Below are 21690 nucleotides of genomic sequence, written 5' to 3'. Positions count from 1 at the left end.
ATTTAGAAGACTACAGGAGATAAAAACCGTGAACGCAGAAGCAGATATTCTTATTCGGTCGGAAGAACAACTCCGCCGGCTTCTGGCTCAGGAGGAGGCTTTGGTCCTTTATTTTACTTCCCAAAGCTGCAATGTCTGCCGGGCCGTTTTTCCCAAGTTAATGATCCGGGTAAGTCCCCAATTGATTAAGGTTGCGAAAATCAATATCGACGAGCACCCGGAAATCGCCGGGCAAATGTTGGTTTTTACAGTGCCTACGGTTCTGATGATGTATGAGGGCAAAGAAATCCTCAGAGAGAGCCGTTTCATTGACTTTCAAAGAGTCGAAAGAACCTTAAATGTTTTGCACAGGACACTATCGTGATGTTCAGCTTTAGCTGAATGCGTTCACTGATCGTTGCTCGCGTGGCGTACGTCTGCGGAAAAGTTTTAAGCCCCTTTGCTCTTTTGCCGCATTTGCGTTCCGCGATAGGCCGCCTCGGGGACTGTTTGGTGTGTTGATGTTGCCGGAACCGGGACGGGAGACGTCAACCGGCATATAGGGGGAGAACCTCCCGCGAGTGTTTGACTTAAGTCTGCTATCCCCAGATTTTTTGCGCGGATAATGTTCAGGAGTTGTAGCATTTCCCGGTCCACACCGGGCACCCAGTGCAAAAGGATGATGTCTCCCGGTTGCAGTCCTTGCTTGTGGACGGTCGTCAGTTTAGACTGTTCCATTTCGGCGTCCCACATGACAATATATTTGATTCCGGCCTCGCGAGCAGCCTGTTCAACCGTGGAATTGAAATCCCCATAGGGTGGCCGGAGTTCATCCGGCACCGGACCAAACTGTCGAAAATACGCCAAGGGCCGGGCGATCTGGCTCTCTTCTGCGGCCGGAGGCAAGTGCGTCAGGAAAGGATGACTGAAGGTGTGGTCTTCGATCCGCCCGCCGGCACTGACGAATTCGTGCCAAAAAGCCGCATGCTCTCGGGCGGCCTGTTCTATCAAAAAGGTGGTAACGGGTATGCGATATTCCCGCATTAACTTTACTATGTCTTCATTAGGGAACCAACCGTCGTCCATTGTGATGTATACAACCCGTTCTTTGCCGGGAAGGTTGTAGATTACCTGCACGGGCCCGCCGGATTTTAACGTGGAACCCAGCTGCGTCAACGATTCGGAGCGCTGTCCGGGCGAGGGTCCATGACTCCCCGGACGAGGCTGCAAGGGTTCAATCGCCGTGCGCTGCGGGTAAAGCAGAATCGGCAGCGCAATAACGATACAGAGAGTAACTAAGCCTATGAGAACTTGCCTGAGGCGGGGATTTCCGTATATGTGTTTTCGCGGCTGATCATCCGGCATAACCTATCCCTCCATCGACCCAATAGGTGAACACGATCGAAAGCAACCGGCAGTCAACGGGAATTAACCAGACCTATCGTAAGCCAATCGGGCCTTGGCGTCAACAGTATTCGTTCCAACGTTTATGCAAGTCACACCCCCCCTAGCGTTGTCGGGCCTCGGCCTCAACAGGGTTCGTTCCGCCGCCGCTTACAACTCATCGTACTTTTTGCGCGAGCCGTAGGCCTTGCGCAAGGGGTATTTGAGTTCGTTTTGAACGAGTTTGTCTTCGATGGCTGCTTTAACATCTATCCCCAGGCGGTCTGAGAGTAAGAACAGATAGATGAAAACGTCCGCAAGCTCGTCTTTGATGTTGTCAAACTTCTCGGTCACCGCCTCTTCATTTGTTCGCCATTGGAAGTTTTCCAGCAGCTCGCCGGCCTCCAGGGCTACGGAAATGGCCAGATCTTTCGGCTTATGATACTGTGACCAATTCCTGGCGTCCCTGAATGCCAGGATTTTTTTGATCAGATTGTCCAAGGGTATTCCTCCTTTGCAACAGGTAGAATAGCACTTATCAACAGGTATGGGAAGGGAGGCGCGCATCAAATTTATATGCCTTCGGCGGCTTTTCTGGCAGGCATCACTTTAAACGGAGGGGGAGATCAGGTGATTGCGTTGTCAGATAAGCGTAAATCGAAAAAAGAAACGCGGTTCTAAGCGACTACAAATTCGGCAATTACATTGTCAGATAAATGCAGGGAAACACAGAAGCGACCCTTTCGGGTCGCCGGTGTGGGAAATATTTCTCAGGTTCGGCGCTGTCTTTTTAGGGGGGCGAAGAGGCTCGGCTGGCGAGCCTCTTCGCCTGATCTCGCCGCTGCCAACGGTTGGCCGCTGTAGCGGCACAGTTTCCGATGGCGACTCAGCTTAATTAAGCGAAACCGGATCTGTCTTGGTCAACGGGCCGTGCAGGCCAAGCGTAAGGCGTTTTCCCGGGCGACCGGCGCATAGGTGAGCCAGCCGCCGCTCAGGCTGCGCACCCTGGTAAAACCGTGCTGGGTCAGCATCCGGTAGGCCACATAACCCCGCAGTCCCACTTTGCAATAGATGACAATTTCTTTGTCTTTGGGGATCTCCGACAAACGCCCGCGCAGTTCATCTGCGGGGATATTTACGGCCTCTTGGATGTGGCCTTCGGCATACTCTTCCGGGGTGCAGACATCGAGGATCCAGGCGGAGGTTTGGTTCAGCCGGTCTATCTCCTGCCAGTGGATTACTTTCAGGTTTCCTTGAACGATGTTGTCTGCCACATAGCCGGCAAGATTAATCGGGTCCTTGGCAGAAGAGAAAGGCGGAGCGTAAGCATACTCCTGAAGGGCCAAGTCGGATACCGTGTCCCCGTGCCGGATTGCGGCCGCCAAATCGTCGATTCTTTTGTCGACTCCGGTCTGCCCGACGACCTGTCCCCCATAGAGCTTGCCGGTCTGCGGATGAAAGAGCAGCTTAATATGAAGGGGTTGTGCTCCCGGATAATAGGTGGCGGATGAGGCGGGGTGAGTGTAAGAAACTTGATAGGGCAGCCCTGCTTGGACCAGGGTCTTTTCGTTGGAGCCGGTGGTCGCGGCTGCCAAATCAAAAATCTGTACAATTGCCGTCCCTTGGGTACCGTTATAAGCGCGGGTTTGACCGCATAGAATATCCGCAAGCATGCGTCCCTGTTTGTTGGCCGGGCCGGCCAGTGGAATCAGGGTCGGCTGCCCAGTGACAAAATCCCGGACCTCGATCGCGTCCCCGATGGCGTAGATGTGGGGAGTGGACGTTTGAAATTTCTCGTTGACGCGGATTCCGCCCAAACGGCCGATCTCGAGACCCGCCGCTTTGGCCAGGTTCACCTCAGGCTTAACTCCCAAGGCGAGAACGAGAAAATCCGTTTGGATTTTGCGGCCGCTGAGCAGGAGGGCTTCTCCGCTGTTCCCTTTCTTGGTGCAGCTTTTTAACCCGTCCCCCAAGATAAGTTCCATGCCTTTCTCTCGGATATGCTCGTGTACGATGGCAGCCATTTCGTAGTCCAGGGGAGGAAGCACCTGAGGCTGTTTTTCTACCAGGGTTACCCGAATGCCAAGGCGGAAGAGGTTTTCCGCCATTTCCAGGCCGACGAAGCCGCCTCCCACGACTACCCCCTTTTTGGGCTTGTGCGTGTTGATATAGTTATAAATGCTGTCGATGTCCTCCATGTTGCGCACGCTGAAAGAAGGCAGCTCTGAGAGTCCGGGGATAGGCGGGCGGAGTGGACCGGCCCCCGGCGAAAGGATCAGCTCGTCATAGGTTTCCCGGTAAATCCCGCCATCCGGGCCTTTAACTTCTATCCACTGCTCCCGAGGTTCGATTTTCCGCACTTCACTGTGAATGCGCACATCGAGGTTGAAGCGCGCTTTCATCTGATCCGGAGTTTGAACCAGAAGGGAATCTCTTTCCGGGATCACTTGGCCAATGTAATAAGGAAGCCCACAGTTGGCAAAGGAAATGTACCCACCCCGCTCCAGCATGATAATCTCGGCTTTTTCATCCAGCCGGCGTAAACGCGCCGCTGCGCTCGCTCCACCGGCTACCCCGCCGATGATGATAATTTTGCGTTCTCTCATGGTGATCCTCCCTAGCTATGAAATTTATCCGACTGAGAAAAAGTGAAAACTTCACGAAACTCCGCATTGCCATTGTGCAGGCAGTGTGTTTTAGGAAGATTCCGCCTGAGCAGATGATCATATATGGCATATGCCACCTACTATTCTAGTGAGTTTTGGTCATATGTCAACGACGTTTTTAAGCAGCGGCCCGAGGACAAGATAATCTTTCGCAGGTACGAATAAATCGCCGAAAAATGTCCTATGCTATAAAGGTGACAAGGCCCTGTCATCGCCATAATTTTGCTTGGGTGAGGTGTGAATGAACTGAACAAATATTACAGAGTTTTGCAAAGACTTCTGCCCGTGCTGGTCGTCATTCTTCTGGCAGTGATCGGTTTAAAATATCCGCAGGAATTGGTCAAAAGTTGTAAAACCGGTATCAAACAGGTGCAGGCCAGTGTGGGGCAGGCGATTACGCGCACGGTTAGCGGGCAGAAAGGGCCGGTCAATGTGCTTTTGATCGGAAATAATGCCAGGGATGCGGCGAATCCTTTGTCTCTGGGCAGTGCCGGCGGACAGGCGGATATCTTGATTGTGGCTCACATCGATCCGGATGCCCATGTGGTCAGCCTGATTTCTATTCCCCGCGATACGCTGGTTGCTATGCCCAACTGGCAGGAGCCCATTCCGAAAATTAAATCGTCCTTTGAATTGGGTCTGCGGCAGAGTCCGGAGCAGGGGCCCGCTGAGGCCATGAAAAGGGTTTCGGAACTCACGGGTTTGAAAATTAAGGATTATATCGCCACAGACTTTAAGGGTTTTGAAGACGCCATCAATGCGGTTGGCGGGATAAAAGTGAATATTCCGCAGCGGCTTTATGATCCCGAGCACAGTCAGGCCGATTTTTACCCGGGTTTACAGACCTTGAACGGCCAGGAGGCCCTGGCTTTTATTCGTGTCCGTCAAAATGCCGCCGGAAACAATTACCGGACGGATGATTTTCAAAGGCAGGAGGCGGAATTGCAGGTACTCAACCTGCTTAAACAGAAGCTGCTGACAGAGGGGGTTAGTCTTTCGGAAATACGGAAACTGCACGAAGCGTGGCAGCATGATGTGGTGACGAACGTTCCTACTCCTATGCTGCTCGGCCTGGGGCTGGAAGTATCCGGTTCGAAGATTGAGCAGGTACGGCTCGGTTCGGTCAAAGACTCGATGGATATCGCCGGCGTACCGCTGGACGGTGTGAACCGGGAAGGATACCTGTCCGGTGCCTACTATGATGTGCTGGACCCAAGGGAGATTAGCAAAAAACTAGAAAAGTACGGCTCGGTCGGGGCTTCGACCGGACTGCCTCCCCTGCCCATTCCCCAGGCAGTGAGAGTGGATGTTTACGGTGCCCAAGCCGCGGCAGACCAATTGCGCGAGGCGGGGTTTAATACACGTTGGCAGGGAGACGCCGCCGGGGTCAACCGGGTGGAAGTCGCTTTTCCGCCGGGGCAGCTCATGTCCGCCCTGGCCGCAGCGAGAAGCTTGGGAACGGGAAATGAGCTGGTTTTGCCCTCTCAGACAGTCGACAAGGTTACAGTCTATTACCCGTCTTAGTCCAAAAGACGGCCACGGAAGAGGTGACCGCGGAAGACGCGATAGATAATTGAAGTCATGTGTCATTTTATGCCTTGCATGGCTAAGCTAACTCTGCTTATGCTTCACTGCGAAGCGACTTTGGCCAATTTTAGCCGTTGGTTTTCCGGGAATATCTGCCCTAGGGCTGATGTTCTAAGATCATCTGCCCCGGGGCTGAAATAATAATTGGCTTTCCTGCGCACAATGATCAAGGAAGATTGCGCGGCCGCGGTTGTGCGGCAGCAGTCCACATTGTGGCGCAAAGGGGGCATTTCGGTGTACGGGACCTTTTGGTCTTTAGTGCCGTTCCTGGTTGTAATCCCGTTGGCTCTGCTCACCCGCCAGGTCTTGCCCGGGCTGCTCGCGGGTTTGCTGGTTGGGGGGTATATGCTGAATTCCACACCGTTGGGTGGCATTGATACATCTTTGCAATATATCATGAAAGAACTTGTGCTGCCGGACAACGCCAGGCTTATTTTGTTCATGTACGGTTTTGGCGCTTTTGTCGGTTTGGTGCGCATTACCGGAGGAGTCAGCGGCTTTGCCGAGTTCCTGGAAACCCGGATTCGGACGGCCCGGGGAGCTTTTGTTATCACTTGGCTCTCTTCCTTGGTGACTTTTATGGCGCCGGATTTCCGGATCATCACCGTGGGCCCGGTAATGAAACAGATCTTTTCCCGGCTGAACGTGTCGGCCGAGAAAGTGGCCTTGGTGGTTGATGCTACTTCGACCCCGCTCTGTGCCATCATGCCGCTGGGTACGGTTTTTATTGGGTATATCCTGGGCCTTCTGGGTACGGTGGGCCGTCACCAGGGCATCGCCGCGTCACCCTATCAAATGTTTTTGTTGAGTATCCCTTTTAACTTTTTTTCTTTGGGCATGCTGGCCTTCTCCTTGTTTTATTCCTTTGGCAGGTCCGCCAAGGCCCGGGAGGGAGAGCGGCTGACGTCCAGTGCTTATCTCAGGGCTTTGGGCGCGGCCAAATTGGTTCATGCGGAGACATCTCAGGAGCTGGCCCTTCCTCTAGGGGGGAGAAAAGGAGGACGGGCTGAGGGGAAGGGGAGGCCGACCAAAAGTGAGCGGGGAGGCAAGCGGGCAGATCGGAAGCAGACAGAGGCCTATCCTGACCCGGTAGAGCTGGTGGCGCAGAAAGTTCCGCCCAACGCGCTTAATCTATTGGTGCCGCTCGCCCTGCTGCTGGGTTTCACCCTCTTCTTCACCTGGTGGGACGGACACCTGCGCGCGCCCGGTGTACTGGCGGCATTTATCCGGGCTGACGCCGCGAAAGCCATGTTGGAGGCACTTTTGACCACTCTGATATTCTCCTTTGTCTGGTACGCCCTGCAGAAGCACAGCATCAACCGGATTCTCTTTGGTTTTCTTCAAGGGGGGAACGAGATGATGGCCGTGAACCTTCTGCTGGTATTGGTTTGGGCAGTGTCGGCTGTTTCCACCCGCCTGGGCTTTGCCGCTTATACGGAGCAGACGGTGGGGCATTGGGTACCGGCGGCCTTTGTTACTCCGGCCTTTTTTGTTATCGGCTGCCTGCTCTCTTACGTGATCGGTTCGAGTTTCGGTACCTGGGGCATTTTGCTGCCCTTAGGATTTTCCTTGGCCGCGGCTGCCCATGTTTCCCTGCCTTTAATGGCGGGGGCGGTGTTGGCAAGCGGTACCTTTGGCGGCTTTGCTTCACCCTTGAGCGATAACACGGTGGCCATGGCCACTGTTATGAAGATTCCCGTCATCGATTATGCCAACAAGAAACTGCGCTACGGTCTGATGGTCGCCGCCGCCTGCGCGTTGTTGTACGGCTTGGCGGGCTGGCTAATGCGGTAAGTTTGCTTACTCGATACTTGCTCTCATTGGGTAAGTTTGACGCGCGATATACTTCGGATATCACCAAAGCGGCGCTCCGACGGGTGGCAGGATCCGGCGGCACAGAAAAAAGTTAGTTGAACTGTTGACTTACGGGCTTGAAAAGGAGATAATATTGTCATATAAATGAAACGCGGTTGCAAATAGTGAAACAAGGAAATGAGAAAGAAGCTCCGAAGCAATCAGGCAGCGAAGATGCTCCGAGCAGAGCGGGGGCAGCCGCGCCGGACTTGCCTGAGAAACACCATGATTCTGCCTGAGACGACAGATATCGGTGGAGCAAGGTCAGGTGCGCCTACCCTGAAAACTCTTTACATGAACACCGGGGCTCAGGGCAAACTAAAGGGGAAAACCCAAGTGTGCGCCGGCAGCGCCCATGACGCCCCCCCTGTCATGCGGGGCTGTTGGGGCAAATTTGGTCTCAAGCCCAAGTCAATTCCATAGAGGGAAGGGGATAAAGATGGCAAAGTTTTTAGAGCATGAGGGGAAGGCTTGGCTTAGGAAAGCCGGTATTCCGGTTCCCAAGGGCCGCGCGGCATCCACCGCGGAAGAAGCGGGAAGAGCAGCGGCGGAATTGGGCGGGCCGGTGGCGGTTAAGGGGCAGGTACAGGCCGGCGGCCGCGGCAAAGCGGGTATTGTCAAATTGGTGTCTGCGGCCGAGGAAGCTGAGGCGGCGGCCGGGGAGATCTTGGCAAGAACTGTGAAGGGGCTTCCGATCCGTCAAGTGCTGGTGGAGGAAAAGCTGGATATCAAGAATGAGTATTATTGCTCGTTTGTCGTGAATGGCGGGAGGGAGGCCCGCTCACCGATGCTCATGTTCAGTCGCGAAGGGGGGATGGATATCGAAAGCGTTCCCGAGGAACTCATCTATAAAGTCAACGTCGATCCGATTTACGGGCTGCGGGTTTACGAGGCGGTGGACCTCTGTGCCCGGGCTGGGATTCCGGCGGCGGATCTCGGCAAGTTTGCCGCTTTCTTGACGAAATTGTCCGAGGCCTATAAGAGATACGACTGCCAGACGCTTGAAATTAACCCTTTCGTCCAGACGGGCAGCGGTGATTTAGTCTGCGCGGATTGCAAAATGGAGATAGACAACAGCGCGGTCGGCCGCCACCCGGAATTTGGGATCCGGATTGCCCGCGATTTGCCGGGGGATCCCACGGAACTGGACTTTATCGGCTGGAGTATTGAGGAGACGGACGCCAGAGGTACGGGTTTCCTGATGAATATGGGTTTTGACGAAGTGAGCCCCGGGTACATCGGTTACCATCCCATCGGCGGGGGTTCTGCCATGATGGGTTTGGACGCCTTGAACCAGGTGGGTCTGAAACCGGCTAACTACGCCGACACCAGCGGCAATCCGGTTGGTTCGAAGATCTACCGGGTGGCGAAAGCGGTTCTCTCCCAACCCAATATTGAAGGGTACCTTTTGGGCGGCTTCATGATGGCCAATCAGGAACAGTGGCACCATGCCCATGCCCTGGTCAAAGTTCTCAGGGAGGTCTTGCCGACGCAAAAACCGGGTTTGCCCTGTGTATTGCTCTTGTGCGGCAACCGCGAGGCGGAGTCCCAGGAGATTCTGAAGAAGGGCCTGGCGGACCTCATGACGCCGGACGGTCCCGGAAGGCGAATTGAGATTTACGGCAAAGAACATGTCACAGATACGAAATTTATCGGGGAGAGGCTTTTGGCCCTGACGAGGGAGTACCGGGCGGAAAAAGAAGCCCAAGGAAAGTAGGGCCAAAGTAGACGAATCCGGGCGGAAACTCAAAGAAATCCGAGCAGGCAGACCAATCCTGCAAAAGAGGTGAAAGAATCAGATCGAGCCCGGCGACGAGGGCCACAGACTCGGAGAAACCCGGCGAAGGGAGCAAAAAACTCGGGAAGGGCTGAGGTACAAGAGGCAAAGGACTCGGGAAGGCCCGGAAAGAAACAAAAAGCCTAAAGAAAGGAGGGGAACTTAATGCCGGAATTTGCGGAAAAGAGTCTCAAGGTGACGATTGATACAGATAAATGCGACGAATGCCAAACCAAGGCCTGTGTCGACGCCTGTAAGAAGTACGCCCGTGGGTTATTGGGCCTTGATGACGCCGGCCGGGCCTCGGTCGGGCACCGCACGCAAGAAGAAGTGATCCGGTTGGGAACGGAGTGTTTAGCCTGTGAGTTTGCCTGTAAGTTCTACGGCCGGGACGCGATTCGGATCGATGTTGCGGTGGAGGGGCTTGGGGAATATTTGCGCAAACGTGCCTAACCAAAGGGGGGGAGAAGACGAAGGCAGTCGATGCCGTGAGTCGGAGAAAGCGAAATTCAAATAAGGGATCAGTGAATGAGGAATAAGTAAATGAGGGATCAGTGAATGACGAATTAGTGAGCGAGAAATTTATGAATAAAAAATTGGTGAACGAGGGATTAGAATGGGCATTCTGATTGACAAAAACACCAAAGTGATAGTCCAGGGGATTACCGGCCGTGAAGGATCAGTGCGGACCACATATATGAAAGAATACGGAACCCGCCTGGTTGGGGGTACCAGCCCGGGTAAGGCCGGAACCGAGGTTCACGGGGTGAGGGTTTTCAATACGGTCAAAGAGATCGTGCGGGCGGAAGGCGAGATCGATTTCAGCGTCATTTTTGTCCCCGGTCGGGTTTTGAAAACGGCCGTGATGGAGGCAGCCGATGCCGGGGTAAAAAACATTGTCCCATGTGTGGAAGGCACGCCTATCCATGATATTATGGAAATGATCGCTTACGCCCGCAGCAAAGGCTCGCGCGTCATCGGGCCGGGTTCGATCGGAATCATCACTCCCGGGGAGGCGGTGGTCGGCTGGTTGGGAGGGAACATGGAGTGGGCCAGCCAATTCTTTCAGCGGGGAAGCATCGGTGTTTTTTCCCGCAGCGGCGGCCAGTCCGGGACCATTCCCTGGGTATTGAGAGAAGGCGGGTTCGGAGTTAGCACCGTTATTCATACCGGGACTGAGCCGGTCTTGGGAACTTCCATGGCGGATCTGCTTCCTCTCTTCCAAGAAGACCCCGAGACGGAAGGCGTCGCCGTCTATGCCGAAATTGGCGGCTCCCAGGAGGAAGAATGTGCCGAAGTCATTGCGGACGGAAAATTTACCAAGCCCTTTGTCATCTATGTGGCCGGGGCTTGGGCGCCGGAAGGGCAGCGCTTCTCGCACGCTTCTAATATCGTGGAGCGCGGGCGCGGTTCTGCCAAAAGCAAGATCGAAGCGGTGCGCCGGGCGGGTGGTTTTATTGCCGAGACGCCGACCGACATTCCTGTGATTTTACGGGAAAAACTCGGACATTGAGTTTTCAGAGCGGATGTTTTATAGTTTGTGAGTGCGGAGAGTGCCGGAGCCGAAAGTGTAAGGCCGCCAAGAGGTAGACCTTCCAAGAGGCGTACCTTTAAAGAGAGGGAATTAGTCAGCCGGGTTCCCGGAAACAATCAGAGAAAGCAGGCAAAAGAATTCGGGAGAAAGCATTCAAGCGAATTCAGAAAAAATTTAGGAGGTAGAAGACCATGACCGTTATGCGTTCTATCATGTACATTCCCGGAAACAACCCTAAGATGATCAGCAAGGCGCCCGAAATACCCGCCGACATCATTACGCTCGACCTTGAGGATTCCGTGCCGCCGGCGGAGAAGGAAACGGCCCGTCAGCTCGTGCGCGAGAATCTGAAATTTGCCGGCTCGGCCGGGGCCCAGGTCTATGTGCGGATCAATAACTGGGAAACAGAGATGACCAATGACGACTTGGAAGCGATCGTGAATGAAGGCCTCAGCGGGGTCACCTTGGCTAAAACCGGGTGCGCGGACGACGTTAAGCGCCTGGACTGGAAACTGGAGGAGCTGGAGCGCCGCCGGGGTCTGCAGGTAGGCAGTGTCAAGATTTCCATGCTCTTGGAAACTGCCAAGGGGATCATCAACGCGGCTGAGTGCTGTCTGGCCAGCAAGCGCAATGTCAATGCCATCTTCGGCGCCGTTGATTATTGCCGCGATATGCGGGTCAAACTGACCTCCGAGGCGGTTGAGCAGCAGTACGCCCGGGCCCATATGGCGGTGGCCGCCCGTATGGCCGGAATTGTGGCCATCGACGCTCCTTTCGTCGATTTTAAGGACATGGAAGCTTTTAAGAAAAGCGTGGTTCAGGGTCGCCAAATGGGCTATGAGGGCAGGATGATCATCCACCCCGGACAAGTGGAACTTGCCAACAAACTCTATGCTCCCGATCCTGCGGATGTGGAATGGGCTAAGGGAGTCGTCAAGGTTTTTGAAGAAGAAGGCATTGCCCAAGGGAAAGCCGCAGTTTCCTACCTGGGGAAAATGGTCGATACTCCGGTTTATTTGAATGCCCAGGATATCCTGGCGGCCCAGGCCGAAATCGATGCCAAGGCAAAACGCTGAAGGCACGGGTACACAATATACAATATATAGAATTCAGAATGGCCACACGCGGGAATATCTTTTTGATAAGATAACGGTGGGAGACCGTTAAGAACAGACCATAAATCAGCCCGGCCCTCCGCCCGGTCAGAGTTGGGTCCAGGAGTTCCGCCCGGCAAAATCTATTTTGAGAAAGGACGATGCCCTTATGTCATTGCGCGAAGATGCTTTGAAACTCCATGCCGACCATCGAGGTAAAATTTCCGTGGAGAGTAAAGTGCCGGTGCGCGATTCCCGTGACTTGAGTCTCGCCTATTCCCCCGGAGTCGCGGAACCCTGCAAAGAAATAGCCAAAAACCGGGACCTCATCAGCACGTATACCAATCGCGCCAACATGGTGGCCGTCGTGTCCAACGGTACCGCGGTCTTGGGCTTAGGTGATATCGGGGCTTATGCGGCGATGCCGGTTATGGAAGGCAAAGCGGTTCTTTTCAAATCTTTTGCCGGAGTGGACGCTTTCCCCATCTGTTTGGATACCAAGGATGTGGACAAGGTCGTGGAGACGGTAAAACTGCTGGCACCCACATTCGGGGGTATCAATCTGGAGGATATCTCCGCTCCCACCTGCTTTGAAATTGAAAGGCGGCTTAAAGCCGAGATGGACATCCCCGTCTTCCATGACGACCAGCATGGGACCGCGGTTGTAGTCATGGCAGGGCTTATCAACTCGCTCAAGCTTGTACACAAGGAATTGAAAAATGTCAAAGTAGTCACCAGCGGGGCCGGGGCGGCAGGTACGGCCATTATCAACCTTCTCATGAACATGGGTGTCCAAAACGTGATCATGTGCGACAGCAAAGGTGCCATTTACGAAGGCCGTACGAGCGGCATGAATAAATATAAAGAAGAAATCGCCCGGCACACGAATCGTGAGATGGTGAAGGGCGACTTAGCCGAGGCGTTGAAAGGCGCCGATATCTTTATCGGGGTATCGGTGGCGAATGCGGTCACTCAGGACATGGTGAAGTCCATGGCCAAAGACCCGATTATCTTTGCCATGGCCAACCCCAATCCGGAGATCCTGCCGGAATTAGCTAACGAAGCGGGCGCCGCCGTCGTCGGTACCGGGCGTTCCGATTACCCCAATCAAGTTAATAATGTGACGGCCTTCCCGGGAATTTTCCGTGGGGCTTTAGATACGGAAGCCACCGGGATCAATGAGGAGATGAAGATCGCCGCCGCTTATGCGATTGCAGGACTTGTTTCAGATGCCGAACTTGAGCGGGATTACGTTATGCCCAAAGCCTTTGACCCCCGGGTCGGCCCGACTGTGGCGGCGGCCGTGGCGAAAGCCGCCATGGAGAGCGGTGTGGCCCGCAAGCACGTCGATCCCGAACAAGTTGCCCAACATGTGCGGGAGTTAACAGGAAGACAGTAAAACCTTCGGGGCCATTCTTCTCGCAGGGAAAATGTCGAATAGCCAAAGTTCAAGGGAGCAGAGAGGATATTTTGCTGCCATGTTCTGAGAATCCTCGCCGAGGACACGCCGAATGGTCAACTCTTTCTGGAGACTCGGCCGAGTGTCAGCGGTTTGAGAGAGGGATTCGGGTCTGACGACCTTTGGAGCCGGGACTTGTGTTCGCAGTGTCAAGCGAGCGTGAGCCGCCGGCTCTTTCAGTGTTGGCGGGGTATAATTTCGGCGGCGGGGGCGAAGATAGGAAGACCCGGAGGCTTGAGAGGAAGCGTAAGGGGCTGTGCGGCAAATCCCCCGAGGTACGGAACCGGGTTTGTCTGCACCTGAGAGATAGCGGGAGGTGGCAGTGCCCCTAAGGCGCGGCAAAGGCGCTGCGGGTGTCGCGAAAAGCACCGCCGCAAGACGTCGCCGCAAGCACTGGCAGGCGGCGACGGGAGGGCATGTTGCGAAGTGCAAGGGGGTCGGGGCAGGAAACTTTGAGGATGTGTCGAACTTCTTTGGGTGAAAGCAGGAGAATTTGCCCTTGAGGAGCTGCTTGGCTAGAACCCGACGGGAGAAAGGTGAACGCAGGTGTTAGAGTTGAACCGGCCGGAATGGACCGACGAGAAAACCGGGGAGTTGGAGCGGAGGCTGGCAAGAATTTTTCTGGAGGAGTGGGGAGGCCCGCGCAGTCCGCTGGCGCTCCAATACGTTCATGAAACGATCGTGCCGGACCTCTTGTACTGCCTCCGGTTGAACGCGGATCTGCTGCAAAATCAGACTTTTGCGGAGATTGTCGCATGGAAATTGAGGACACAGTTTGCTTACCCGGCGGCGGCGGCCGAGCCCTTGGCCCGGGACCTGATCCGGGCGGTCGAGGGTCTCGTCGACCGGGTGCAAGTGTCAGATGTAAGGGAGCCTTGGCGGCGGATTTTTCGCCTTTGGGTTAGCGGGGAGTCTCTGCCCGACATTGCCGAACGTACGGGGTATCCGTTGGATTATCTGGATCTTTTGCTTTTGCGGTTAAGAAAATTGCAGAAGTTCGTGGCGGGTCGCGGCCTTGGCTTATTGGAATGCCTGGAAAATGAGGAGTTGGGGGAATACGGCTTTGCACAATTGAGCTTCTTGTACCAATTTCTCAGCGCCTTGTCAGGGGAGCCTCTCTTTCAGGAGCGGCTGATCATGGAGCAGGTCATCCAAGAACTGAATCTCCCCCTGCAAGTGTCCGATCTGGTGACCCTTTTGGAAATCCTTCATGAACACGAGAGCGAATGGACCGAATCCGCCTTCATTGCCGCCCTGGGTGAAATGGCCCGGCGTCCGGACGGACGCGGTGACGGGATAGTCCACTTCTTTCCCGATATTTTGCACGGCCTCATTTCTGTGTATTGGATTCAACGGAACAAATCAGGCAAGCTTTGCTTGAGTGAGAAAAGCGCCAAGGCTTTGGCCGGGTTTATTTTGCCCAGGGTGACGGAACGCCTGCGGGAAAGCTTAAAATATCGGGATATGGAACAAGCCCAAAGAATTCTGCTGGCCCAGAACCCGGAAGTGCTGGCGCAGATCGTCGACTGGGTGGCTCGGGAAGCCGGCGGGGAAGAGGCATTTCAACTCTTAACCGGCCTGTACAAGCGGGTCAGCCGGAGGATCGACTTGTGCGTGATAGAGGCTTGCGGCCGGGTACCGGCGGCCTGGGAGTTCGTGCTGGGGGCGACCGCCGAGCAGGACAGCCTGATTCGGGCCGGAGCCTGTGAGGCACTCGGCAATTTGGGCCGCAAAGACGCTGTTCCCAGGCTGATTGAATGCCTGGAGGATGAAGTGCCCGGGGTGAAAAAGGCGGCGGCGCAGGCTTTAGCCGGCTTAGGGGACCGGCGGGCACTGGTTCATTTGGAACGTTTGGCGGCAGATTACTCGGAGCCGACTGTGGTCAGGGAAAAAGCCAAAGAAGCCGCGTTCGCTCTCAGCGTGACTTGACAGAACTCTTCCGCTTTAATAAATTAAAGGGGGAAAGGTAGCAACGGCGGGGGGGAATAAGGGATGGCCACAGATGAAAGACTAAGAGATCACTTGAATGATGCGCTGTTTGATGCAATTTTGCTCCTTCAAGACAGGGAAGAGTGCTACCGGTTTTTCGAGGACATAGCCACGATCGCCGAGATTAAAGCGCTGGCTCAACGCCTGGAAGTGGCGAAGCTCCTGCGCGAAAACGTGACCTACGCGGAAATCGCCGAACACACGGGGGCAAGCACAGCGACGATCAGCCGTGTCAAGCGCTGCCTCTACTTCGGCGCTGATGGGTATCAATTGATTCTTGACCGGTTGGCTGAGCGGGAAGAAAAAGAAGTTCCTTAACTAGCCTTAATCATCGTTGGGGGAGTGTTAGTATTGCAACGTTCTGCTCTGGGGTTGCGCGTTCCGATGGGGATGCATGATCTTCTGCCAGATGAAATGGCTCTGCTTGAGCACTTAGAAAGACAAACTCTTGATTTGTTCAGCCGCTGGGCCTACCGGAGAATTCAGACGCCGGCTTTGGAATATGCGGCCTGTGTGCAGCCTGATGTCGACCGGGAAGACCAACTGTACAAGTTCTTTGATCGGCAAGGGCGGATTTTGGCCTTGCGTCCCGAATTTACTCCCTCTATTGCCCGCTTGGTCAGTACGCGGCTGCGGGCTTCCCAACCGCCGCTGCGCCTATGTTACGGTGCGGATGTCTTCCGGAATTCCACGCCTCATTTTCGCGAATTTCGCCAGGTGGGAGTGGAATTGGTTGGGTCTGCCGAAATCATTGCGGACGCGGAAGTGGTTGCCCTGGCCATCAAGAGCCTTGAGCAGCTGGATATCAAGGATTTTCAGTTCAATCTCGGCCACATGGGCATTTTTGCCGGACTAATGCGGGACCTCGCCCTTCCGCCCGGACTGAGGGAGGGTATCGAAGAGAAGCTGGCGCGGAAAGATATGGTTGGAATTGAAAGCTTGGTCCTGCAAAACGATTTACCGGAAAGAACTCAGGACATTCTCCTCAAACTGCCTCATCTGCATGGAGGAGAGGAAATTCTGGATGAAGTACTGGGCTGGAGCGAGGACTCGGGGATTCGGGCGGCGACGGAGGGACTGAGGCAGGTTTACCGTTACCTGCGGGATTTTGGGGTCCAGCGGCCTGTCGCGCTCGATCTGGGAATTCTGCGAGGGTTTTCCTATTATACCGGAGTGATATTCGAAGGATATGTTCCGGGCGTGGGATTTCCGGTGGCCGAGGGGGGACGATACGATTCACTGTATGCCGACTTCGGCTACAACCAACCGGCCACAGGATTTGCGATCCATTTGGGCAGTTTGTTGGGCCTGTTTCCGGTGTGGGAGAGCGGAGAGGCCGATATTTTGGTTTTCGGCCGCGATGTTCCCAAAGTGATTCGCCGTTGTCTGGAACTGAGAGGGCAAGGCAAACGGGTGGAGATGGCTCTGGGTCCGGTGACTCGCACTGAGGCGGGGAACCTGGCGGAGAAAAAGGGTATCGCTCTGGTGGAGAAAGTTTAAGGGCAATTTTGGGAAAGGTGGCGGCTGTATGCGTAAGATTGCGGTGCTCACGGGGGGCGGTGATTGTCCCGGCCTCAACGCGGTCTTGAGGGCGGTTGTTAAAGCGGCCGACCGGTATGGGATTGAAGTCGTGGGGGTGAAGGACGGGTTCCGCGGAGCGATAGAAGGAGATTTCGTGCCTCTCGGCTTCGGGGATGTCTCGGGGATCCTGCCGCGCGGGGGAACGATTTTGGGCACGACGAACCGGGATAATCCCTTTGCTTACGCGGGCGGAGGCGGCGACAAGGCGGAGCCGGTGGATCGCTCCCGGGATGTTTTGCGCAATCTGGAGGTGGCAGGGGCCGAGGCCTTGATTGCCATCGGCGGGGACGGGAGCCTGAAGATCGCCTTGGAGTTTGCTGAACTTGGTTTACAGGTTATCGGCATACCGAAGACGATTGACAATGACCTGATGGCTACGGACCAGACCTTTGGTTTCCAAACCGCCGTGACCACGGCCCAGGAAGCACTGGACAAACTTCATTCCACGGCCGAATCCCATCACCGGGTCATGATCTTGGAAGTCATGGGGCGGTATGCCGGTTGGATTGCCCTTTATGCCGGTGTGGCCGGAGGAGCGGATGTCATCCTCATCCCCGAGATCCCTTATGACCTTGAGCGGGTGGCGGAAGCGGTGAAAAGGCGGGCCCGGCAAGGGAAAAAGTTCAGCATCGTGGTTGTGGCCGAGGGCGCCAAGCCCTTAGGGGGAGAGATGGTGGTGGAAAGCAGGGTGAGCGGACGGCCAGACCCGTTGAAACTGGGGGGGATCGGAGCCAAAGTGGCCCGGGATCTGGCCACACTCACCGGAATGGAAAACAGGGTTACGGTCCTCGGACACCTGCAGCGGGGAGGTTCACCGGTCGCGTATGACCGGCTGCTCGCGACCCGATACGGGACTGCGGCCGTGGAGGCGCTGCGCGAGGGGGCTTTTGGCACGATGGTCGCTTTGCAGGGCAGGGATATCGTGCGCGTAGCCTTGTCTGACGCAGTGGACAAGTTGAAACAGGTGCCCCTGACGGACCCGGTCTTGTTGGCGGCGCGAAGTTTGGGCATCGAGATGGGAGACTAAGCCGCAGGATCCGGCAGCAAACACCGGGCCAAGATCGGGCGGCGAACATTGGGTCAGGGTCGGCGGACCAAGGGATTTTCTGAACAGGAGGAAAATCCTTTTCTTTTTTGCTGCGGACGCTTGCCAAAGAAATGAACCATTTGCTATAATATCAGTGTACTACCGCGCTATCATATTAGCGCGTTAACGGACTAAAGCGAAAATGGAGGATCCGCGCGAAGGACTGCGAGCTCGGACTCGGGGAGGCGGACTAAACAGAAGGGCTGCGAGCTAAGCCCCGGGGAGGCGGATCAGACCGCGATAGTATGGACCGGCCGCAGGAAATGCGGTTCGGCTGCGCTGAGCCGCGAATAAAAGCGCGCGGGGGCCGCGGACTAAGGTGTGGGGGATGAGGATGAAAGCGGGCGAACAGATTGAGGGTTTGAGGAGAGAAAAGGATGTGAAACGCAATTTGCTGACGATCGCCCTTCCTAAAGGAAAGCTTCTGCCGGAGTCTTTGGCCCTCCTGAGCGGAGTGGGGTTGGACTGTGATGAAGTTAGGGAGGATTCGCGTAAACTTTTGTTTGAGATTCCCGAGGGGGAGGCTCAAGTCATCATTTGCCGACCGACGGATATTCCGACTTATGTGGAATACGGTGCCGCCGATGTGGGCTTTGTCGGTAAAGATACTCTGCTGGAAGAAAATAAGGATGTAGCCGAGCTTCTGGACTTAAGATATGGTTTTTGTCGTTTTGTAGTGGCGATGCCAGCCGGTAAAACGCCTCCCCGCTTGGCCGACGGAGGGTATGACCTGTCCGTGTTAAACCATCAGCGGGTTGCGACGAAGTTTCCCAGGGTGGCTCAGACGTTTTTTAGCGACTTGGGCATGCAGGTTACCCCCATCAAGCTTCACGGTAATATTGAACTGGCCCCGCGGGTGGGTCTGGCCGAAATGATCGTCGACATCGTGTCCACCGGCGCCACTTTACGCCAGAACAAGCTGGCAGAAGTGGCTCCCATTCTGGAGGCGACTACTCGGATGGTGGCCAACCGGGTGTCCCTCCGCATGAAGTATGAGCGGATTCAGAACCTGGCGGACGCCCTGCGGGAGCAGGTGCAGCGGGGAACGGCCGCTCGTCTGTCCGACTTACCCGGCGGCAAAGGAGAAAGAGTATAAAGGTTGCGGCAATTTACTTTCTGAAAGTCTGGCCTATTTGTTCTGCTTTATCACCCCGTAACCGGTACTGCCGGTATTACGAGCTGTCTGCCGGTTTCAAAAATACTATTCGAGGAGAAAGGCATGAAGATTGAAAAACTGGCTGAGGCGAATTTGGAACGGCTAATTCGCAAATCGTACGGAGACGAGGCTGCCCTGGAGTCCCGGGTGGCGGAAATTCTCGGGAGAGTCAGGCTGGAAGGGGATGAGGCACTCTTCAGGCTGACAATGGAGTTGGACGGAGTGGACTTGCGGCAGAGCGGTTTGAAAGTCCGAGAGGAAGAAATTGAGGAGGCCTGCGCGTCTGTTTCGGGGGAATTCTTGACGGCTTTGCGGGTGGCCAAGAGAAATATCACGCGTTTTCACGAAAGACAGAAACGGGTTTCCTGGTTTGAGCCGGAGGAAGACGGGAGTATCCTGGGGCAGCTGATCCGGCCTCTAAGGCGGGTGGGAATCTATGTGCCCGGCGGAACGGCCGCTTACCCTTCCTCGGTGCTGATGAATGCCTTGCCGGCTCTGGTTGCCGGTGTCCAAGAAGTCGTTATGGTCAGCCCTCCCCGGCCGGATGGCAGCCTGTTGCCAGAGGTTCTGGCGGCGGCCGGGGAAGCGGGTGTCCGGGAAATTTACAAAGTGGGAGGGGCGCAGGCCGTGGCGGCTTTGGCTTACGGCACGGCAACTGTAGCCCCGGTGGAGAAGATTACCGGTCCCGGTAACATCTATGTGACCTTGGCCAAAAAGCAAGTGTTCGGCCAAGTGGACATTGACATGCTGGCGGGGCCGAGCGAGATTTTAATCTTGGCGGATGAAAGCGCGCGGGAGCGGGAATTGGCGGCGGACCTGCTTTCCCAGGCCGAGCATGACAGGTTGGCGTCAGCCATTCTCGTTTCTCCGGACCGCACCTTACTGGAAGAGACGGTCCGGGAAGTTGAGCGGCAGTTGAGCACGCTTCCCCGGGCGGAGATCGCCCGCTGCGCCTGGGAAAATCACGGGGCGGCTATATGGGTGCGCGATTTGGCGGAAGGAATGGACCTGGCTAACCGGATAGCGCCGGAACACTTCGAACTGGTAGTGAAGGACCCGCAGCAGTGGCTGGGGAGGGTACGCAATGCCGGGGCCGTCTTCTTGGGGCGGTTTTCGCCCGAACCGGTGGGGGATTATCTGGCCGGACCGAACCACATTTTGCCGACCGGCGGTACAGCCCGCTTTTACTCTCCGCTCAATGTGGATACATTTACGAAAAAGACAAGCGTGATTCAGTACTCCGAGCAGGCTTTGGCCCGAGATGCTGAACACATCGTCCGCCTGGCCAGGACGGAAGGACTGGAAGCTCACGCCAGAGCGGTGGAGGTGAGAGGGCACGAGGCGGGCAAAGGAGAGCCCGAGGAAGGTCGCGGCGATGCCCGAGGTACGAGCGGATATCAAAGAATGAGGAGGGAGAAGCCGCGGTCCGGTGAGGAGGGCCCGGCGCACGGATGAATAAGAGTTTCGGTTTGAAAGAAGCGGCCGCTTTAGCCCGCACGGAGATCCTTTCTCTAAAACCTTATGCCGGCAAACCCTATCTCCGTGCCGTTAAACTGGATGCCAATGAAAATCCTTTCCCTTGGCCGGAAGGTATGCGGGAAGAACTCCTGAGCGCGGAGCTATCCTTAAACCGTTATCCGGACGGAGAAGCTCAAGAGCTGAAGCGGGCTTTGGTCCGATACACCGGAGTCAGCGAGAGGGGAATTTTGCCTGGAAACGGCTCGGATGAACTTATTCAGTTGGTCTTTACGGTTTTTGGCGGAGAGGGGCGAGCGGTTGTGCTGCATCCGCCCACTTTCGTCATGTACGAGGCGGCTGCCCGGGTCACGGGCACCAAGGTGGAGGAGGTTCCCCTGCGGGACGGTTTGCATCTGGACGTGGAGGGAATTATCCAAGCTGCGGCAGCTCCCGCCGTTCATGTGATTATTCTCTGCAATCCCAACAATCCCACCGGTTCCCGGTTTGCCGAGGAGGACATTCTGGAGATTGTTCGCGAATCGGGAAAAGTGGTTGTGGTCGACGAGGCTTACGCGGAATTTTCCGGTGCCAGCATGGTCGGTGCGATCTCCCGGTATCCGAACCTCCTCATCATGCGCACCTTTTCCAAGGCCTTTGGTTTGGCCGGCTTGCGCCTGGGTTACCTTTTGGGCCAGGACGGGATCATCGACCTGGTAAACCGGGCGCGCCAGCCTTTCAACGTCAATGCCTTTACCCAGAAAGCGGGTGTGATTGCCCTCCGTTACGAGGCGGAATACAGAAAGCAAGTTGCTATGATTCGGGAGGAAATAGGGAGAATCTACCGGGAATTAAATGAGATACCAGGAGTTCGGGTCTACCCGACAGCGGCCAATTTTGTCTTGTTTCAGTGCGCGGATACGGTACGGCTGGCGGAGGATTTGGCGTCGTACGGCTTTCAGGTACGCAATTTAGGGGATATTCCCGTGCTGGGCCCGAGTCTGCGCATGAGCAGCGGGCTGCCGGAAGAGAATAAACAGTTTCTGCGGGCTGTACGGGAAACGATGTCAAAGTGAGGGCCGGGTAATA

18 protein-coding genes are annotated in these 21690 nt (G+C 55.5%); 15 read left to right on the top strand and 3 right to left on the bottom strand.

The window, feature by feature from the left end; genetic code table 11:
• Window positions 1-28 precede the first annotated feature (28 nt).
• The gene (locus tag MNU25_RS14960; protein WP_240985797.1) at window positions 29-364 is read left to right on the top strand and encodes a thioredoxin family protein; all 336 of its coding nucleotides are present in this window, start codon (window positions 29-31) and stop codon (window positions 362-364) included.
• A gap of 65 nt (window positions 365-429) precedes the next feature.
• Here MNU25_RS14960 and MNU25_RS14955 read toward each other — a convergent pair whose 3' ends face one another.
• From MNU25_RS14955 to MNU25_RS14945, 3 genes are all read right to left on the bottom strand, one after another.
• Window positions 430-1344, bottom strand: a complete 915-nt coding sequence (locus MNU25_RS14955) for a polysaccharide deacetylase family protein (RefSeq protein WP_240985796.1) — start codon at window positions 1342-1344, stop codon at window positions 430-432.
• Between the two features lie 189 nt (window positions 1345-1533).
• Window positions 1534-1863, bottom strand: a complete 330-nt coding sequence (locus tag MNU25_RS14950) for a nucleotide pyrophosphohydrolase (protein WP_240985795.1) — start codon at window positions 1861-1863, stop codon at window positions 1534-1536.
• Between the two features lie 419 nt (window positions 1864-2282).
• Window positions 2283-3968: an FAD-dependent oxidoreductase gene (locus MNU25_RS14945; protein WP_240985794.1), complete on the bottom strand. Its 1686-nt coding sequence runs from the start codon at window positions 3966-3968 to the stop codon at window positions 2283-2285.
• A gap of 297 nt (window positions 3969-4265) precedes the next feature.
• Here MNU25_RS14945 and MNU25_RS14940 point away from each other — a divergent pair, with 297 nt between their 5' ends.
• The 14 genes from MNU25_RS14940 to hisC all read left to right on the top strand — a co-directional run bounded on the left by MNU25_RS14940 (window position 4266) and on the right by hisC (window position 21677).
• Complete coding sequence (locus MNU25_RS14940) at window positions 4266-5552, top strand: LCP family protein (RefSeq protein ID WP_240985793.1); 1287 nt, start codon at window positions 4266-4268, stop codon at window positions 5550-5552.
• A gap of 297 nt (window positions 5553-5849) precedes the next feature.
• Complete coding sequence (locus MNU25_RS14935; protein ID WP_240985792.1) at window positions 5850-7409, top strand: Na+/H+ antiporter NhaC family protein; 1560 nt, start codon at window positions 5850-5852, stop codon at window positions 7407-7409.
• A gap of 499 nt (window positions 7410-7908) precedes the next feature.
• Window positions 7909-9186: an ATP-grasp domain-containing protein gene (locus tag MNU25_RS14930; protein WP_240985791.1), complete on the top strand. Its 1278-nt coding sequence runs from the start codon at window positions 7909-7911 to the stop codon at window positions 9184-9186.
• A gap of 225 nt (window positions 9187-9411) precedes the next feature.
• On the top strand, window positions 9412-9699 hold the full coding sequence (locus MNU25_RS14925; RefSeq protein WP_240985790.1) for an RNA polymerase alpha/RpoL/Rpb11 family protein: 288 nt from the start codon (window positions 9412-9414) through the stop codon (window positions 9697-9699).
• Window positions 9700-9862: 163 nt separating this feature from the next.
• On the top strand, window positions 9863-10759 hold the full coding sequence (locus tag MNU25_RS14920) for a succinate--CoA ligase subunit alpha (protein WP_240985789.1): 897 nt from the start codon (window positions 9863-9865) through the stop codon (window positions 10757-10759).
• Between the two features lie 212 nt (window positions 10760-10971).
• Window positions 10972-11856, top strand: coding sequence for an HpcH/HpaI aldolase/citrate lyase family protein (locus MNU25_RS14915; RefSeq protein WP_240985788.1), 885 nt, complete (start codon window positions 10972-10974; stop codon window positions 11854-11856).
• Window positions 11857-12043: 187 nt separating this feature from the next.
• Window positions 12044-13273, top strand: coding sequence for an NAD(P)-dependent malic enzyme (locus tag MNU25_RS14910; RefSeq protein ID WP_240985787.1), 1230 nt, complete (start codon window positions 12044-12046; stop codon window positions 13271-13273).
• Window positions 13274-13879: 606 nt separating this feature from the next.
• Window positions 13880-15262 (top strand): HEAT repeat domain-containing protein, encoded by a 1383-nt coding sequence (locus MNU25_RS14905; protein ID WP_240985786.1) that lies wholly within the window; start codon window positions 13880-13882, stop codon window positions 15260-15262.
• A gap of 63 nt (window positions 15263-15325) precedes the next feature.
• Window positions 15326-15640, top strand: a complete 315-nt coding sequence (locus MNU25_RS14900; RefSeq protein ID WP_240985785.1) for a YerC/YecD family TrpR-related protein — start codon at window positions 15326-15328, stop codon at window positions 15638-15640.
• Between the two features lie 33 nt (window positions 15641-15673).
• The gene (gene hisZ, locus MNU25_RS14895) at window positions 15674-16822 is read left to right on the top strand and encodes an ATP phosphoribosyltransferase regulatory subunit (protein WP_240985784.1); all 1149 of its coding nucleotides are present in this window, start codon (window positions 15674-15676) and stop codon (window positions 16820-16822) included.
• 28 nt (window positions 16823-16850) lie between these two features.
• Window positions 16851-17930, top strand: coding sequence for a 6-phosphofructokinase (locus MNU25_RS14890; protein ID WP_240985783.1), 1080 nt, complete (start codon window positions 16851-16853; stop codon window positions 17928-17930).
• Window positions 17931-18369: 439 nt separating this feature from the next.
• Window positions 18370-19086: an ATP phosphoribosyltransferase gene (gene hisG / locus MNU25_RS14885; protein WP_240986874.1), complete on the top strand. Its 717-nt coding sequence runs from the start codon at window positions 18370-18372 to the stop codon at window positions 19084-19086.
• Between the two features lie 123 nt (window positions 19087-19209).
• A complete protein-coding gene (gene hisD, locus MNU25_RS14880; protein ID WP_240985782.1) occupies window positions 19210-20601 on the top strand; it encodes a histidinol dehydrogenase in 1392 nt (463 codons plus the stop codon).
• Complete coding sequence (gene hisC, locus MNU25_RS14875) at window positions 20598-21677, top strand: histidinol-phosphate transaminase (RefSeq protein ID WP_261487321.1); 1080 nt, start codon at window positions 20598-20600, stop codon at window positions 21675-21677. Before hisD ends, hisC begins: the two co-directional genes overlap by 4 nt.
• Window positions 21678-21690: the final 13 nt, after the last annotated feature.

Source organism: Acididesulfobacillus acetoxydans (genome assembly GCF_902729405.1).
GTDB lineage: Bacteria > Bacillota > Desulfitobacteriia > Desulfitobacteriales > Desulfitobacteriaceae > Acididesulfobacillus > Acididesulfobacillus acetoxydans.
Note: the sequence above shows the minus strand (reverse complement) of the source record. Positions and strands in the feature narration are given on the sequence as shown.